Annotated in this window: 12 protein-coding genes and 1 pseudogene; 5 read left to right on the forward strand and 8 right to left on the reverse strand. The window is 39.1% G+C overall.

The genetic code is table 11. From position 1 onward, the window contains the following. Positions 1–5: 5 nt before the first annotated feature. The 8 genes and pseudogenes from WH390_RS14265 to fdnG all read right to left on the reverse strand — a co-directional run bounded on the left by WH390_RS14265 (position 6) and on the right by fdnG (position 11,334). A complete protein-coding gene (locus tag WH390_RS14265) occupies positions 6–1,001 on the reverse strand; it encodes an NAD-dependent epimerase (RefSeq protein ID WP_032115608.1) in 996 nt (331 codons plus the stop codon). Positions 1,002–1,164: 163 nt separating this feature from the next. Next, positions 1,165–2,172 (reverse strand): annotated as a pseudogene (locus WH390_RS14270) (zinc-binding alcohol dehydrogenase family protein). A gap of 145 nt (positions 2,173–2,317) precedes the next feature. Further along, on the reverse strand, positions 2,318–4,183 hold the full coding sequence (gene selB, locus WH390_RS14275; protein WP_406850605.1) for a selenocysteine-specific translation elongation factor: 1,866 nt from the start codon (positions 4,181–4,183) through the stop codon (positions 2,318–2,320). Then, positions 4,180–5,574 (reverse strand): L-seryl-tRNA(Sec) selenium transferase, encoded by a 1,395-nt coding sequence (gene selA, locus WH390_RS14280; protein WP_032115606.1) that lies wholly within the window; start codon positions 5,572–5,574, stop codon positions 4,180–4,182. Before selA ends, selB begins: the two co-directional genes overlap by 4 nt. A gap of 19 nt (positions 5,575–5,593) precedes the next feature. After that, positions 5,594–6,526, reverse strand: a complete 933-nt coding sequence (gene fdhE, locus WH390_RS14285) for a formate dehydrogenase accessory protein FdhE (RefSeq protein WP_032115605.1) — start codon at positions 6,524–6,526, stop codon at positions 5,594–5,596. 155 nt (positions 6,527–6,681) lie between these two features. Then, positions 6,682–7,332 (reverse strand): formate dehydrogenase cytochrome b556 subunit, encoded by a 651-nt coding sequence (gene fdoI / locus WH390_RS14290; protein WP_032115604.1) that lies wholly within the window; start codon positions 7,330–7,332, stop codon positions 6,682–6,684. After that, positions 7,313–8,275 carry a formate dehydrogenase subunit beta gene (gene fdxH, locus WH390_RS14295; protein ID WP_032115603.1) on the reverse strand — a complete coding sequence of 321 codons (963 nt, stop codon included), beginning with the start codon at positions 8,273–8,275 and terminating at the stop codon, positions 7,313–7,315. Before fdxH ends, fdoI begins: the two co-directional genes overlap by 20 nt. 11 nt (positions 8,276–8,286) lie before the next feature. Beyond that, on the reverse strand, positions 8,287–11,334 hold the full coding sequence (fdnG, locus tag WH390_RS14300) for a formate dehydrogenase-N subunit alpha (protein ID WP_148305568.1): 3,048 nt from the start codon (positions 11,332–11,334) through the stop codon (positions 8,287–8,289). Positions 11,335–11,505: 171 nt separating this feature from the next. Here fdnG and fdhD point away from each other — a divergent pair, with 171 nt between their 5' ends. The 5 genes from fdhD to WH390_RS14325 all read left to right on the forward strand — a co-directional run bounded on the left by fdhD (position 11,506) and on the right by WH390_RS14325 (position 18,053). Next, positions 11,506–12,336 carry a formate dehydrogenase accessory sulfurtransferase FdhD gene (fdhD, locus tag WH390_RS14305; RefSeq protein ID WP_032115600.1) on the forward strand — a complete coding sequence of 277 codons (831 nt, stop codon included), beginning with the start codon at positions 11,506–11,508 and terminating at the stop codon, positions 12,334–12,336. A gap of 351 nt (positions 12,337–12,687) precedes the next feature. Next, positions 12,688–13,428, forward strand: coding sequence for a Slam-dependent surface lipoprotein (locus WH390_RS14310; protein WP_032115599.1), 741 nt, complete (start codon positions 12,688–12,690; stop codon positions 13,426–13,428). A 61-nt stretch (positions 13,429–13,489) separates the two neighbouring features. Next, a complete protein-coding gene (locus tag WH390_RS14315; RefSeq protein WP_032115598.1) occupies positions 13,490–14,077 on the forward strand; it encodes a tetratricopeptide repeat protein in 588 nt (195 codons plus the stop codon). A gap of 8 nt (positions 14,078–14,085) precedes the next feature. After that, positions 14,086–14,823, forward strand: coding sequence for a surface lipoprotein assembly modifier (locus WH390_RS14320; RefSeq protein WP_148305566.1), 738 nt, complete (start codon positions 14,086–14,088; stop codon positions 14,821–14,823). A gap of 59 nt (positions 14,824–14,882) precedes the next feature. Further along, complete coding sequence (locus tag WH390_RS14325) at positions 14,883–18,053, forward strand: TonB-dependent receptor domain-containing protein (RefSeq protein ID WP_052044895.1); 3,171 nt, start codon at positions 14,883–14,885, stop codon at positions 18,051–18,053. The last annotated feature ends 16 nt before the right edge of the window (positions 18,054–18,069 follow it).

Here is an 18,069-nt window from a genome sequence, read left to right on the forward strand (position 1 = left end):
CCAGGCTATACGTGATAATAAGTCCGATACCAGTCAACAAACGCTTTTACCCCTTCTTTAATCGAAATCTGTGGCCGATAACCGGTTAACGAAAACAAATCTTTGGTATCAGCCCAGGTGGTATGGACATCACCGGCTTGCATCGGCAGCATATTTTTAATGGCTTTTTGTCCTAATGCCTGCTCGAGAGCAGAAATAAAATCCAATAATTTTATTGGCTGACCATTACCAATATTATAAATACGATAAGGCGCATCACTGCTAGCCGTTAAAGATTTATCGCTCTTTTTTGGCGGAATAATATCAGCAATCGATAATATTCCTTCAACAATATCTTCAACAAAAGTAAAGTCGCGGCTCAGATCGCCATTATTATATACATCTATCGGTTTCATCTCCAAAATAGCTTTAGTAAATTTAAATAATGCCATATCTGGCCGACCCCAAGGACCATAAACGGTAAAAAAACGTAACCCAGTGGTCGGCAAATTATACAGATGAGAGTAAGCATGCGCCATTAACTCATTAGCTCTTTTGGTGGCAGCATAGAGGGAGATGCGATGATCAACGGACATAGTGGTAGAACAAGGAAATTGATTATTGGTACCATATACCGAGCTGGAAGAAGCATAAATCAAATGAGGGATTTGACCATAATAACAACCTTCCAATATCGACAGAAAACCGGTTAAATTACTATCTGCATAAGCGAAAGGAGCCTTTAAAGAGTAGCGGACACCCGCTTGCGCTGCCAGATGGATCACTCTATCAAATTTACCTAAGGTAATCACTTCAATTACCTTTTCCCGCTCAATAATATCCAGCCGCAAAAACTGAAATTGCGAATAAATTGTTAAGCGCTCAAGGCGGGCTTTTTTTAAACCAGGATCATAGTAATGATTAAGATTATCCACCCCAACAATATCATGACCATGTTGTAATAAACGCTGACATAACGTAAATCCAATAAAACCGGCACATCCTGTTATTAAATATTTCATAGCTATTTTTAGGTTCTATAGAGAAATGAAAAATATTTATCTTTTGTGTAATACAAAAGCGCATCCGGCACTTATTTCCTTCGCCAACATATACAATTAGTCAATACTAAAAAAAGTGCAAATTAAGCACCTCGAAAATTAGATCAAAACCCTAATCATTAAATTAAAAACCAGCCAATACTAGCTTGCCCTTTACTTTGCCACTTTCTATCATTTGATGGGCAAATCGCAAATTTTCAGCACTTATTTTACCAACTTCTTCACTGATGGTGGTTTTTAATATCCCCTGATCAATTAATCCTGCCACCCGTTGCAATAATTGATGTTGTTTGATCATATCTTCAGTCTGAAAAACAGGACGCGTAAACATAAACTCCCAATGCAATGAAAGGGCTTTACGTTTCATTGGCATAATATCAAAGGTTTTAGGATCGTCGATTAATGCCAGTTTTCCTTGTGGAATAAGAATATCTAATACCTGCTGATAATAGTCATCACTGTGGGTTAATGAAGCCACATAGTCGACATGCTGAATGCCTAATGCAGCAAGCTGCTGGCTTAACGGTTTTTTATGATCAATAACCGCATGCGCCCCTAACTCACTGACCCATTGCTGCGTTTCCGGCCGTGAAGCGGTAGCGAAAACTTGCAACTTAGTCAGTTTACGCGCTAATTGGATCAGTATTGAACCCACACCACCGGCGGCACCAATAATCAATATCGATTTACCAGCAGCACCATTCTCCGCAACCGCTAGTCGGTCAAATAGCAGCTCCCAAGCAATAATTGAGGTCAATGGCAAAGCTGCTGCCTAAACGGCAGTTAACGCTGTTGGTTTATGCCCGGCAATCCGCTCATCCACCAGTCCATATTCGGCATAGCATCCTGGCCGATCGATAGAGCCGGCATAATAAACCCAATCGCCTGGTTTAAATAACGTAACTTCACTACCAACCGACTCCACCACTCCACAAGCATCCCAACCTAAAATACCTGGTGTTTTGGGTGTTTCACGCTGGCGCATTTTTGTATCCACCGGATTGACCGCAATAGCAGCAATTTTAACCAACAGATCACGCGGCTGAGGTTGGGGCTTTGCTAGCTCGATTTCATAAAGTGAATGTATATCGCTAAGTGGTAGGGTAGGATCAGTAAAAACAATCGCTCTCATGGCTGACTCCATAAAGCAAGAAATTTCAATCAATAAAAGGAAAAATGAATATATTGCGACTATAAAAAATTATGCTAAATGCTTAACATTTTAATAATTTTATCTGCTGCTCAAATCGATCAACTTAAAAATAACGAAAAATAATTTATTCAAACAATCCCTGATCTCTTAAAATATGCGCGTTAAATTTACGTCGGGTAAAACCGCTTCGATCAAAAAATTCCAAAATCTGAACCGCTAATTTTCGTCCTATTGCTAACTCATCACGAAAATTGGCCACCGTAATGGCTCCCTCTAGATGGTTATAATGTCGAATAATGGCAGCAAATTGTTGAATTTGTAGATTATGGTAATAACGGTCCGGCACAATCGCCGTAATTAAACCCAATTTTGCCGCTTTTCGCAACAAATGGCGAATGATGGCTTCATCTTGTTGAATTTTTACTGCCAATTCTCGTACCCACCAAGGCTGGTTTGCCACAAAATAGGGTTCTAATTTTTGCCATAATTGCGCCTGTTGTTGGTCAAACACCAAACTATGTTCAGCTAAATGGAGCCAACCATTGGTTTGTATCAGCCTTTTTTCATCAACCAGTTGACGCAGTAGGCTAAACACCAGCTCATCATTCAACCCAGGTAATGCCATCCGTTTTAAACGGGCACGGCCCACTCCTAGCTGATCAGCATGATGTTGATGATAACCGGCCAATATTTGCATCAAATGCTGTTTAGCCTGCTGAACATTAATTTGAGAAAATGCAATATCGTTAACTATCAGCACATCAAATTGCGAAACTAACGCTTGTAATGAGGAATGAGTAAGTTGACGTGCCCAACCATAATCCCTAAGTGATAATTCGCCGGTTGGCAACTGAAAAGCCAAATTTTCCTTATCGCCAGTGGTATTAGCAAACTGCGATAACCACGATAGGAATTCGGCTTGCCGTTTACCGCGGCGCGGCGAATGAAGTTTAACCACTCGCGCACCGGCCAAAGTTCGCTGCGCACTAATATCACGCAAGATTAATCGATCGTTATCTACCAACCATAAAGGAGTATCCAACGACAACTCAGCCAGTAATGGTTTATCGGGTGGTTGGTTTAATAAAGCGATACGTCCGGTCACATGACTAGCGGCATGATAGAGATGTAACGGCTGCCAATTTTTTAAACATTCATTCGTTTCAACTTCAACCAGAACTTTATTAACCGCAAACGCCGGTTGTTCACTTAACAACCAATCACCACGAGAAATCTGTTTTTTGCTAATATCACCCGTCAGATTTAAAGCGATCCGATTACCGGCTTGTGCCTGTGAAACCAGCTGGTTTTGCGCATGCAATCGCCGAATTTTGACTTGCTTATTTATTCCAGTTAACCATAGGGTATCACCAACAGAGACTTGGCCGGACAAAGCCGTTCCAGTGACGACTAAACCTGTGCCTTTAACATTAAACACCCGATCGATCGCCAAACGAAATCGATGACCAAGTTTGGCATGCTGGCCAGCTTGACCATGTAACATTTGCAAATGTGATCGTAATAAAGGAATGCCTTCTCCAGTTAAGGTAGAAGTGACAAAACAGAGTGACTGAGACCAGCCATACTCTGTCAATAATTGTGAGATTTCGGTTTGTACCGTTTGGATCCGCTCAACTGAAACGCGATCAGCTTTAGTTAATATGGTCGTTATTTGCGGGCGGCCGATGAGACGCAAAATAGCCAAGTGCTCTTTGGTTTGAGTCATAATGCCATCATCACAAGCAACAATTAGCAATATATGGGATATGCCGCCAATACCAGCTAACATATTAGCGAGAAATTTTTCATGACCTGGAACATCAATAAAACCAATCGAGCGACCATCTGCTTGTGGCCAATAGGCAAAGCCAAGATCAATTGTCATGCCGCGTTTTTTTTCTTCCGGTAAATGCAGCGTATTGATCCCTGTCACTGCCTGAATCAAGGCAGTTTTTCCATGGTCAACATGACCGGCGGTGGCAAAAATCATTGTTTTAATAAAACCTGTAATAACTTAGCCTCATCATCTAGACAGCGTAAGTCTAGCCATAAGCGTCCAGCTGAAATCCTACCAATAACAGGAGTAGCTAATTGTCGCCATTGGCGAGCCAGTGATAGCAACTGATTACTTTTATTATCTTTAGACGTAAATGGTATTGCCCAACTAGCCAATCGTTCATTGGGTAGTGAACCACTACCAATCTGCGAAAAACAGGCTTCATCTTTAACCCTGAATTGACCACTATAATGGCGCTTTATCGGTTCAATAAGCCGTTGCGCCAGCTGGCGAATTTCCTGTTGCTGTCGTGCCAGAAAGTTAAGGGTGGGTAACGAAGTTGTCACTTTTTCGCCATGCTGATAGAGTCTTAATGTAGCTTCCAGGGCGGCTAACGTCATTTTATCCGCTCGTAACGCGCGTTTTAACGGATGTTGTTGAATAGCCTCTATCCAACTTTTTTTGCCTAGAATAATACCCGCCTGCGGGCCACCAAGTAATTTATCGCCTGAAATTGACACCAGATCAATTCCTTGAGCCAGATATTGTTGTGGCATCGGCTCAGCCGGTAAGCCATATTGGCTCATATCAATTAGCGCACCACTACCTAAATCAATCGCAGTAGCAATATTATATTTAGCACCAAGCTGAGCTAACTGATGGCCTTCAACCTCGGCGGTAAAACCTAGGATACGGTAATTACTGGTATGGACTTTCATTAACAAACCAGTCTCTTCATTTATTGCACGCTGATAATCTTGGAGATAAGTTCGATTGGTTGTTCCTACCTCTATCAGCTGACAGCCAGCCTGTTTCATTACCTCTGGCAGGCGAAATGCGCCGCCAATTTCGACCAATTCTCCTCGCGATACAATAACCTGCCGTCCCGCCGCGATAGTTGCTAACATTAATAACACTGCAGCAGCATTATTATTGACAATACAAGCATCTTCAGCACCCGTTAGTTCACAGAGTAAATCAGCTAATATTCGATCACAATGTCCACGCGCTGCGTCATTAAGCGTATATTCTAAGGTCACTGGATAACGCATCACTTGAGCAACCGCTTCAATCGCTTCTTCTGCCATTAACGCACGCCCCAAATTAGTATGTAACACCGTGCCGGTTAAATTAAAAACTGGCCGTAAGGCACAATTCTCCTGCCGTTGGAGTTGATGAGTAAGCGCACCAATCCAGTCACTTTGCCACACAGGTAAACATTGCTGCTGTTTTATTTGTTCACGTGCATGCTGCTGCATATTGCGTAATATCTTTGTTACTTGAGTTCGACCATAACCTTCTATCAACGATAAAACCGGCGCTTCATTCAGTAAATAATCGATGGCGGGTAACTGACGATATAATGAAGTAACATCTTTGGACATAAGCGATTGATACCTTAAATTATTCGCAAGGAAATAAAAATGGATTAATACTGCTACGCGCAAATCCCTCTTCTTCCAATTTAGCATCCAGGATCAGGGAAGCCAGATCATCAGCAACTTCGTCAACCTTGGCATCTCGCTCCTGATAGAGAATTTTTAAATAACTGCCACAATCACCACAACTTTCAGCCTTAACCGCCGCATATTCACTAGCTAGACACCAATAATCTAATTCTTTTGTTTGTTCGCAATTACTACATTTTACCCGCACAATATGCCATTCAGTTTCACATAAATTACAATGTAAATAACGCAGCCCTTGATTTATCCCTATTTGCACCACACTAGAAACTGGAATACTGCCACATACCGGACAAAATTGACGATGCTCACCATATTCGGCGGTAGCTTTACCCGGGATTTGACTGGCCATTTGTGCCCAAAACAAGGAAAGGGCAGCCCAAATAAACAATGCTTGTTCTGGTGGTACTTGGCTAAATTCACCATTGAGTAACGCTGTTGCCATCAACTCCAACTCATGTATAGAAACTTTGGTTAAGTTTTCTAATGCGGGCTTTACTTCTTCGGGTACCACAGGAGCCAGTTCAGCAATTAAAGAATTAAATAATTTATGCCAATGGTCAGTGCGGATAAAAGTTTTACAATCTAATGGCGGTTTATTGGCGATCATCGATTGTTGCAGGATATCCGTGATATCCATCATCAAAGGATTATCATACAGCGCATTTTGCTGAGCGCGGGTAACATGGGAAGCAAAGATGAGATATTCACTAAATGGATTTTCTGCCGTCGCTAATGATTGGAAACGTTCAGCTCGGGATTGATATAGATTGTTTAAATCTGGAAATAAAACCGGCGGGATATGACAGATGCCTTTTTTGGCTGGTTCATTTTTACCCATCTCTTCTTTAGGTAAAATCCTAATGCTCATAGATATGCTCTCTTTGATGATTTATTTTACCATTATTGCCCAATAAATCTCAGAATAGACCAAAAGCTAACAGGGATCTATAAACGGATAAATAACATAAAAAAAGCAGAATATAATTATTCTGCCTCTGTTATTACTACTCGAAAAAAACGCTGTTAGCTGCTCTTTTCTTGCTGTGGCTTCTCTTTTTCAACAATCTCACGATACCAACGAGGGTGATGTTTTTTCGCCCAAGCCCGCGTTACCCACCCTTCAACCATTGCTCGAATAGAGCCTTTTACCCATATAGCGGCATAAACATGAATAATAATCGTCATTATTAAACCAATCGCCGCAACAGAATGAAGCAGCAATGCCAAACGAATAATTGGGATGGGAAAATAGTCAGCAAAATAAGGACGCCAAATAATAATACCGCTAATCAAAAGTAAAAACAGGCAAATTGTTGCCAACCAAAATACCGCTTTTTGACCTAAATTATATTGACCAACATCACCGACTTCTTGATTTTTTAAAATTTTATCAATATTTTTAGCCCAAATAATATCTTGTTTATCAATAAAATTATGTTTGAAATATCTAATAAACATGCCAACAAACAGCACAAACATCATGGCACCCAAAAATGGATGCAGCACTCTTGATAGTTGTGGCGTACCTAAAATATTCATCAACCAATTTAACGATGGAAAGAAAAAACCTAATCCACTAATTGCCGTAAATAAAAAAAAGATAACCACTAGCCAGTGATTGATTCGTTCACTGGCAGAATGGCGGATAATTTTTTCATTCGGTTTTTTTATCATCAGCTATCCTCCTCTTTTTTTTACTCGCCAATTTATCGCTCTTTGTTAATGTTTGATCATCATTATTTGGCAATTTATCCGCATTATCTTCATCAGAAACACGATTTGGACCCACCGCCAGATAATGGAAAAATGCAGAAGCAAAGGTAACGGCAAACCCTACAGCAGCTAACGGTTTCCAAATACCTTTCCAGAAGGTGACGGTTGGGCTGATAGTCGGATTATCTGGCAGGCCATGATACAGCTCGGGCTTATCACCGTGGTGTAATACATACATAACATGCGTACCACCAACACCTTGTGGATCATAAAGCGCGGCATTTTGATAACCTCGGGTTTTCAACTCTTCAACTCGTTCAGCAGCAAGTTGTTTCATCGAGCTCTTACTACCAAAATGAATTGCACCAGTCGGGCAAGTTTTTACACAAGCCGGCTCTTGACCTACTTCAACCCGATCAACACAAAGGGTGCATTTATAAACCCGATTATCCTCTTTATTTAATCTGGGAATATTGAAAGGGCAACCAGCAATGCAATAACCACAACCAATACAATGCTCTGAGTCAAAATCGACTATTCCATTGGCATACTGAATAATCGCTCCCGCAGAAGGACAAGCTTTCAAACAGCCTGGATCAGCGCAATGCATGCAGCCATCTTTGCGGATCAGCCATTCTAATCTCCCTTGCTCTTCAACTTCAGCAAAGCGCATCACAGTCCATGATTTCGCCGTCAAATCTAACGGGTTATCATAAACCCCAACGTTATGACCAATTTCATCACGAATATCATTCCATTCGGAACAGGCAACCTGACACGCCTTACAACCAATACATGTGGTGACATCAATTAATTTTGCGACTGCCTCTTTATCACTGCGCACTTGAGGAGCCGGTGTTAACGAGTTGGTCGCAGAGCGGCGAATAATATCTTGTGAAGCCATCATCTACCTCCTTACACCTTTTCCACATTAACCAAGAATGCTTTAAACTCAGGCGTCTGAGTATTGGCATCACCAACAAATGGCGTTAGCGTATTGGCAATAAAGCCTTTTCGCGTCAGTCCCTGAAATGCCCAATGGATTGGGATCCCAATTGTATCAATTTCCCGACCATCAACTTTTAAGGTACGGATACGCTTAGTCACCACCGCTTTCGCTTTGATATAACCACGGTTAGAACTAACCTTAACCACATCGCCTGCTTTGATACCTTTTTTCTCTGCCAATCGTTCACCAATTTCAACAAATTGCTCAGGTTGAATAACCGCATTTAAATGCGCATGTTTGGTCCAAAAGTGAAAATGCTCAGTTAAACGATAAGTTGTGCCGACATAAGGAAATTTTTCAGCGTTTCCTAATGCGTTAAGATCGTCATTGAATAGGCGGGCAGCAGGATTAGAGATAACATTTGGATGTAACGGATTAGTTCCTAACGGGGTTTCAAAAGGTTCATAATGTTCAGGGAAGGGGCCTTCGGCCATCTTATCTAAAGCAAATAAACGGCCTAATCCTTCTGGTTGCATAATAAATGGCCCAACACCGGAATCTGGCGGTGCCCCGCTATAATCAGCAATATCAATGCCTGTCCATTTGGCTCCATCCCACTCAATTAATTGACGCTTAGGATCCCAGGGTTTTCCCGCCAGATCAGCGGATGCTCGATTATAAAGGATGCGGCGGTTAGCCGGCCAAGCCCATGCCCAACCTAATGTATTACCTAGACCAGAAGGATCGGCATTATCTCGGTGAGCCATTTGATTACCCGCGGACGTCCAACTACCGGCAAAAATCCAACAACCACTGCTGGTAGTTCCATCATCTCGTAATTGGGCAAAAGCTGACAGTAACTGGCCTTTTTTCACCAGTAGATTACCATTAGCATCCGTCAAATCTGCCAACGCGTAACCATTACTTTCTTGTGCAATTTCTTCCGCTGTTGGGCGATAAGGATCATAGTAATCCCAGCGCATATTTAATAGTTGCTCAGGTACAGCGCCACCTTGTTGTTGATAAAGCTGACGCAAACGATGAAAAATACCAGCTAAAATTTCTCCATCACCGAGCGCTTCTGCGGGTGCATCTGCGCCTTTCCAATGCCATTGTAGCCAACGGGCAGAATTAACAATAGAGCCATTTTCCTCAGCAAAACAGCAACAGGGTAAGCGGAAAACCTCGGTCATGATTTCTGCTGGCTGCACATCATTAAATTCGCCATGATTTTGCCAAAAACAAGCGGTTTCAGTATTCAATGGATCGATCGTGACTAAAAATTTTAATTTGGACAATGAACCAATGATTTTATTTTTATCGGGGAAAGAGGCCAGCGGATTGAATCCCTGACAAATATAACCATTAACTTCCCCCTTATTCATCATCTCAAAATATTGTAGTACATCGTAACTTTTATCCCATTTAGGTAACCAGTCAAAACCCCAATCATTCTCTTTTTGCGCCTTGTCGCCATAAAAAGTTTTCATTAAACTAACAAAAAATTTAGGGTAATTATTCCAATAGTTAACTTGATCAGGAAGTGTTTGTTTTGGGGTATTGGCCGCCAAATAACTGGCTAACGTGCTCTGTTTTTCCGATGGTAAGTTCATATAACCGGTTAAACTTTGAGATAACAGCCCGAGATCAGTCAAACCTTGTATATTTGAATGTCCCCGTAAAGCATTAACTCCGCCACCGGCCATTCCCATATTACCTAACAGTAATTGAATGATTGCCATGGTACGAATATTCTGTGCACCGATAGAATGTTGTGTCCAACCTAATGCATAGAGAAAAGAAGCAGTTTTATCTTTTTCGCTGGTTTCAGCGATATATTCACAAACCTTAATAAAATCTTCTTGCGGCGTTCCACAAATATTGGCAACCACTTCCGCCGTATATCGACTGACATGTAACTTAAGCAACTGCCAAACACAACGTGGATGCTGTAGAGTTTCATCTCGTTTAGCAAAACCGTTGCCATCTAACTCATAGTTCCAGGAAGTTTTATCATATTGGCGATTTTTAGCGTCATAGCCACTAAATAGCCCATCCTCGAAATGATAATCATCGCGCACAATTAAATTGGCGTTGGTATAAGATTTCACATATTCGCTATTAATTTTATTATTACTTATTAGATAGTTAATCACTCCCGATAAAAAAGTAATATCAGTACCTGAACGAATAGGAGTATAAAAATCTGCCACTGATGCAGTACGGGTAAAACGCGGATCAATGACAATTAAATTAGCTTTATTGTGGATTTTTGCTTCGATTGCCCAACGGAATCCGACCGGATGAGCTTCCGCCGCATTTCCCCCCATAACAATGATCAGGTCAGCATTTTTGATATCAACCCAATGATTTGTCATGGCACCGCGACCAAATGTTGGAGCAAGACTTGCTACCGTTGGCGCATGTCAGACACGAGCTTGATTATCAACCGCTAACATTCCCAGAGCCCGACAAAATTTCTGGGTAACAAAACCGGTTTCGTTACTGCTAGCTGAAGCACACAGCATACCGGTTGTTAACCAACGATTAACGGTTGTCCCGGCAGGATTGGTTTTAATAAAGTTAGCATCACGATCGGCTTTCATTAACTTAGCAATCCGATCAAATGCTTCTTGCCAGCTAATACGCTGCCACTTATCAGAGCCTGGGGCTCTATATTCGGGAAATTGCAGACGACTTTCACTATGGATAAAATCAATTAGTCCAGCACCTTTTGGACACAAAGCGCCTCGACTTACCGGATGGTCGGGATCTCCTTCTATGTGGAATATGCTTTCTTTGGCATTTTTAGCCCCATCACCAAGGCTATACATTAATAATCCACAACCAACTGAACAGTATGTGCAGGTATTTCGGGTTTCTCTGGCACGTAATAGTTTATATTGACGCGCAGATGCTAATGAAGTTGCCGGAGCAAAACCCAAAGCAGCAATCGTTGTACCTGCCATACCGCCAGCACAGATCTTAAAGAACTGTCTTCTGCTGACTTGCATTAAAAATCTCCTCATTCACATGACTGACATTGGTTTCCATAAAATAAAAAAACAGCAAAATAGGTGATCATTTTTTATTAAATCACGATCTTTTTTGGTCGGATCAAACTCTCTATCCATAATAATTAATATAATCTCTTTTAATGTATTATATTATTAGTAATTCGGCTAATGAGTAATTTTTGTGCAACTGAAATGATGAAAAATGTTAAAAACATCGGAGTATCCGAAATAAAAGTTCTCCAAAAGGAAAATTTTAATATTTTTAATTTGGACAATGTTGCGCAAGAAGTCCCTATTGCCTTAGTCTACAATGGCATTTCCCATGCCGTCATGATGGCAAGCCCAAAAGACTTAACCCTATTCGCTGTAGGTTTTTCGCTGTCCGAAGGCATTATCCAATCTGCTGAAGAAATTCGCGATATCAACATCAGTAAATATGACTCAAAGGGCATAGAATTAAATATTGAACTATCACCCCGCCAGTTTATGGCATTAAAAGCACAACGGCGTAATCTAACTGGCCGTACTGGCTGTGGCATCTGTGGCACAGAACAACTTAGCCAACTATTTCGTCCAATCAATCCGCTTCCCTTCACGCAATCATTTTCACTAACTTATCTGGATCAGGCCTTATCTCAATTAAATACCATCCAAAAAATTGGCCAATTAACCGGCTGTACTCATGCCGCAGCCTGGATAACTCCCACCGGTGAGCTAGCGGGAGGCTGTGAAGACATTGGCCGTCATGTCGCACTTGATAAATTGCTTGGTATGAAAAGTCGAGAAAAATGGCAAAACGGCGCAGTGTTAATTTCAAGCAGAGCAAGTTATGAAATGGTACAAAAAGCAGCAACCTGCGGGGTAGAAATCCTCTTTGCTATCTCAGCCGTCACTTCCCTTGCGGTTGAAATTGCCCAACAATGTCAATTGACGTTAGTTGGTTTTTGTCGATCGGGTAAAGCCACTATTTTTAGTTATCCGGAACGCTTAACGGAATAATTAAATTCAATAAATATCATTTATTTTTTATTTAATAAATATAATTAAATTAATAAAATAAAATTCTTTTATAAAATAATTTTATTTTATTTACCGCCTCATTTATTTAATTGAGATCACACTTTTAAATTTTGATTACTGATATTTAATAACCATTAAATTTAAAAAGTAAAATTAAATCATACTGCTATTAAATTAGTTAGTTATATATTTATTTATTTTATAACCAAATGATAATAACTATCATTTACTTAGGTTATTTTTTATTTTATTGTTTATTTAAGACAATGAATTATTCGTCTATCCCATTTTTTATCATAAAAAATTTAATATTTTTACAAGGAATTAAAAATGAAAAAATTAAATATTATTACCTTGCTAACATTATCAATTGGATATATTGGCTTTAGCCATGCAGCAACTGGTTTTAATCAATCAAATACCGCTCATGGCAATTCTCTGAGTGTTGGTAAAATGGAACAAGCCTCTAATGGCTTTCATAAAGCCGAGATAGGTGATCCGGCTATTGGTTTATCTGAATTACATGGCGGTAATAAAATTGGTTTTCCCGGTTTGATAATGTACTCTGATAAAGATGATAATAACGTTTATCAGCTTGGTGGTACAAGCGATTCCCACCACCCCAATATGGGATCATTTGCATTCGCTAAACTCGACGATATTGATGTTTTCTTCGGTGAATGGGCGCAAACTAGTGATATGTCTTCATCCTCTCACACCACTTACTATGCAGGTAAAGATATTACGGCAAATATGCCAACCGCAGGTACCGCCACCTATACTATTAAAGGGTTTAACGATTATTCTAACTATGGCTTGATGACTGGTGAATTAACCGCCGATTTTGTGCAAAACAGCCTAAAAGGATCATTAAGTCATAGCGCATTAACCATGAATATTGATGCAAATATTAATGGTAATGGCTCTTTCAGTGGAAAAGCTTCAGCCAATTCAATTGAAGGAACAACCAAAGGCCACTTCTTTGGTGCAGATGCCAAACATATAGCCGGTATTACCCAATTTAATGGTAATCATGAATTAGATACTGCTTTTGGCGGCACTAAACAGTAATTTATTTTAAATTTTAAAAGAGCATGGAATTTCTATGCTCTTTTTTATTATGGAAATAAAAATGACTAACAAGAAACTATTAATCATAACGCTATTTATTTATTATTTTTTTCATATAAAATTAACTATCGCCAATTCATTAATAATAAATAATATACAAGTGAATAAAATAAAAAATAAGAATTACATTACTAATGTTTTCATTGCTATTAATAAAAAAGATTGGCAACAAGTTGAAAATCATTTAAATAAATTAATAAAAAATAATTATCATGATAAGAGTTTAATTTATTTTATGCAGGGTTTGTTGTCATATAAAAATCGAGAACTTCAATCTGCTATACATTATTTATCACAGGCAATAACAATAAATCCTCACTTTACCCGCGCCAAGCTCGATTTAAGTTATATTTATATTGAAAATCGGATTTACCATAAAGCAAAACCATTATTAAATGAATTAATAATACAGCAAGATTTACCTGAGCTGGTTAAGAAAAAAATAAAATATCTTCTCATTGTGGCTAATAATAAAAATTCTTTCTTTGCGACATTTTCATTAGGTTACCACCTAACGGATAATCTTAATAGATCGCCTGGTAGCCCAGCAGAGTGCTTAAAAAAAATATTGAGGGCTATTGCCTATTGATTCGCAAAATGCCGAAAAAAATCACCTCATCAGGCTTTTCTGTATTCGGTATGACTCAACAGTCATTTATGCTGCAAGAGCCCCATTCGGTTTTTATTCGCCTAACGGCAAATGGTCAAATCTATCGGCAAAACAACCCATATAATGAATATCAGGCCAATATCTACACTGGCTACTATTTTCAAACACAGCAACATTACTTATTAGCCGGCCCCTTATTTGGTTATGAACAAGGTGAAGAAGATCCGAATGCCTATGAAGTAGGGGCAAAAATTGAATGGCGTTACCGTCCAACTGTTGTGACTAAATTAGATTTAGTGATTAATCAACAAATTAAATGGAAAGACTATTACCAATGGCAACAAAATAATGGTCTGAAGCATGAAACTTCTTTTTCTATTCATTATCCCTTTAACAATATGGATTGGTATCTCTCTTTTGGTTTTTCTAAACATTCACATCAATGGAAAATAAAAGATTACCAGCGCTATGATATTGGTAGCGGCGTTAAATTTAGCTCATTACCTTATCTGGAAACCAATCTTTCATTACTTTGGAATCAACATCAATTTAAACATTTTGATCAACGACTCGGCGCCAAGCGGCACGATACAGAATGGATCTACGCAATTAAATTAAAACTAACCAAAAAACTTATTGGCTTCACGCCCTCTGTTACCTTTTTTCATCGCAATAATAATAGCAATGTCGGCTGGCTTTATCGCTATCAAAAAAACGATCTGTAACTCAATTTTGAACGTTATTTTTGATTGTTAATTTAAAAATTATTTTAGGTAAGGAAATCATGTACTTTTTTAACTGCCGCCAAAAACCGATAGCATTTGCCATCTCACTTTCTACTTCGATTATCCCCGCTATTAGCTATGCTGAACATCAATCTTCTGATAAACAGACAAACGCGGAAAAAAAACATTTAGGTAAAATTGAGGTTTCTGATATGTCACAACAAGATGAACACGGTTATGACAATATCTATGATAAAAATATTTCTAATATTTATCTTGGCAAAGAGATGATAGAACGTTTCAAAGGAGCTTCACCGGCTGATCTGTTTCAATCTACGCCGGGTGTATATAGTGGTGAAGCACGTAATGGTGCGTCTATCGATCCTAATATTCGAGGCATTCAAGGACAAGGACGGATCCCCTTAACCGTTGATGGCACTGAGCAATCAATTACCGTAACCCGCGGCTACAATGGTGCCAATAACCGTAACTATCTTGATCCTAATTTAATTAGTTCAATTGAAATTGAAAAAGGGGCTTCGCTATCACGTCATACTAAAAGTTCGGTCGGCGGCGGCATTACCATCAAAACAATTAATATTAATGACATTCTGCCAGCAAATGAAAACTTTGGTTTCGCGGTTAAATTAGAAGGCAGCAATAACGCAATCAAACCGCAGCTTAAAAAGTTACCATTAGGCGAGGACTATCGTAATATTTCAGAAGGACTAAGTGGTTTTTCCTATTTATTTAATGATCCTTTAATCAATATTCGTCCCCACCATTACCATGATAAACCGTTAGGCGGTTTGGACGATTATGCTTATCGGATTGCCGTTGGCTTGCGACAAGAGAAATATGATTTGTTGATCGCCTCGAGTTACCGCAATAAAGGCAACTATTTTGCCGGTACCAGAGGAGCAAATCGTTACCGTTATCCGGTAACTAAAACGATTAAATCAGAATTTACCAAACTCAATACCAGAATCGATCCTTATATGCCTTTTGTCGCCAACATTTATCATGCTGGCAAAGAAGTGCCTAACACTTCCAACATGATGGAATCGCTGTTGCTAAAAAACAATTGGCATCTGGCGGATGATTTAACAGTTAATTTTACTTATCGCGATTCCCGACTGGAGTTCGGTGATATTATGCCATCTCGACTGGGTTTTGTTGATGTCGATCGCAATATGGTTCCGCAATGGCCTTTAGCCCAAGTACACCAAAAAGCCGGTAGCGCCAGCCTTAAATACCAACCGCTTGATAGTCTATGGTTCGATTTTTATATGAGTGCCTGGTTTAACCATACTGATGCAAATACCAATAGTGCCGGCGGCTACCCAAGAGCGCCAATAAACAGAGATGTTAATTGGGATACTGCCACCAGATATAAGTATCGAAAAGCGATTAAAGATCCCACTATTGATGGCAGGTTAATTAATACCGCTAATAATAGTAATGAGAATAACCGCTGGGGTTTGGATATTAGCAATATATTTACCCTGACACCTAATTTAAATCTTACTCTGAGCAGCCACTTTCAAAATGAAAAATTAATTAACCATACTGACTACGCTGGGGTAGACATTTGGCTGTTTCAATATCCTGGTAGAGAAGGCCGCCGGCAAGAGTATCAACTGGCTTTTAAATTCGACTGGCAACCGGTGGAATTCTTAACTTTCTCAGCCGGTGCCAATTATGTTACTTATTGGTCAATTGATGATCTGGTTAATAAAAAAAGGGATCAAAAAGCAAAAGGCTATAAAAAAAGCGGCCACCATGCTGGTTATCAAGTCCAATATTTTCGGTCGGATAGTCAACAAGATCATGACTCAGATAGTAAATATGATCATGACATTCAAGTTTATAGCAGTAACTTAAGGAAGCAAATAAACAAACAAAGTGATGAAATGGAGGTTTATTATAGGGAAATAATACAATTAAATAACTCTTTAAACGATAATAAAAATCCACTTAATGAGCAGCAAAAAATAGCGATAACAAACAATATTGATAGATTAAAAAAGCAACGTAGCTGGCTAGATATAGCAAAGAAAGAACAAAATGAACAATACTCTCAAATATACAGTATTGAGATGAATAATGATAGAAGAATGCGAAGACCTGATAATCCAAGCGGAACCGATTATCGATTTAAATCGACCCCCTTACTTTATAACCCTAACGATGGAAAATTGCATAAAAGGGATAATCCTTTCTTTAACGGTAAAATCAATTTTGATGAAGAGGTGAATGATTTTAAAACCGGCAAAACCGTAAAACGCCATTATCCTTTCAATGTTTATCATGATGATCAAATTTTTATTCAGCCACCAGCAGACATGCTATGGCAAAAAGAGAAAAAACGCAAAGATCACGGAATTGCTCCGGTCCTCTCAGCTGCCGTATCCATCACTGATGATTTAAGTGTTTATCTTCGTTATGCCGAATCAGTCAGAATGCCCAGCTTATTTGAAAATAGTGTCGGTTTTTCTGGAATACGTAAGATTATTCTTGGTGAAAAAATCAACCCGGAACGTGCTAAAACACAAGAATTAGGTATCCACTATAATCTGGCAAATTTATTAAAAACAGAAAAACACGCTGATATTAAATTAACCTATTTTGATACCACCATAGAAAATGTATTCGATCGAGATGCGCACTATAATTTTACCCAAATGGATAGACAGTTATTATCCGGTATTGAAGTACAGGGACGTTATGATAATGGTTTGATTTTTAGTGATATCAGTTATGTTTATAATATAAAAAATAAAGTTTGTGATCTTAACTCCACTCATCTTTTAGATCCCTATAATCAACACAACATTCCAGAATGTATTGATGGCGGTTTTCCAGGTGGTTTTTTACGTACCGCAATTCAACCTAATTACTCCTTTAATATGAATTTAGGTGCTCGTTTGTGGGATAAAAAAATCAAAATTGGCAGTCGATTTACCTATCACAGTAAAGCAGAAAATCGTGATGAAAAACATTTAATGAGAATTAAATCTAGTTCTTATTTAGGCATTAATAACAATCCAATGCGTTGGGATCCAATTTTTACAATTGATGCCTATGTGGATTATAAAATTAACGACAACATGTCAATAGAATTAACCGGGACCAATTTAACTGATGAATATTATCTCGATCCGTTAACTCGCTCGATGATGCCCGCTCCAGGAAGAACATTTAAACTTAGCTTTAACAGTACATTTTAATTAAATAAACAACAAC

Origin of the sequence: Candidatus Arsenophonus nilaparvatae (assembly GCF_045346035.1) — a bacterium.
Lineage (GTDB): Bacteria > Pseudomonadota > Gammaproteobacteria > Enterobacterales > Enterobacteriaceae > Arsenophonus > Arsenophonus nilaparvatae.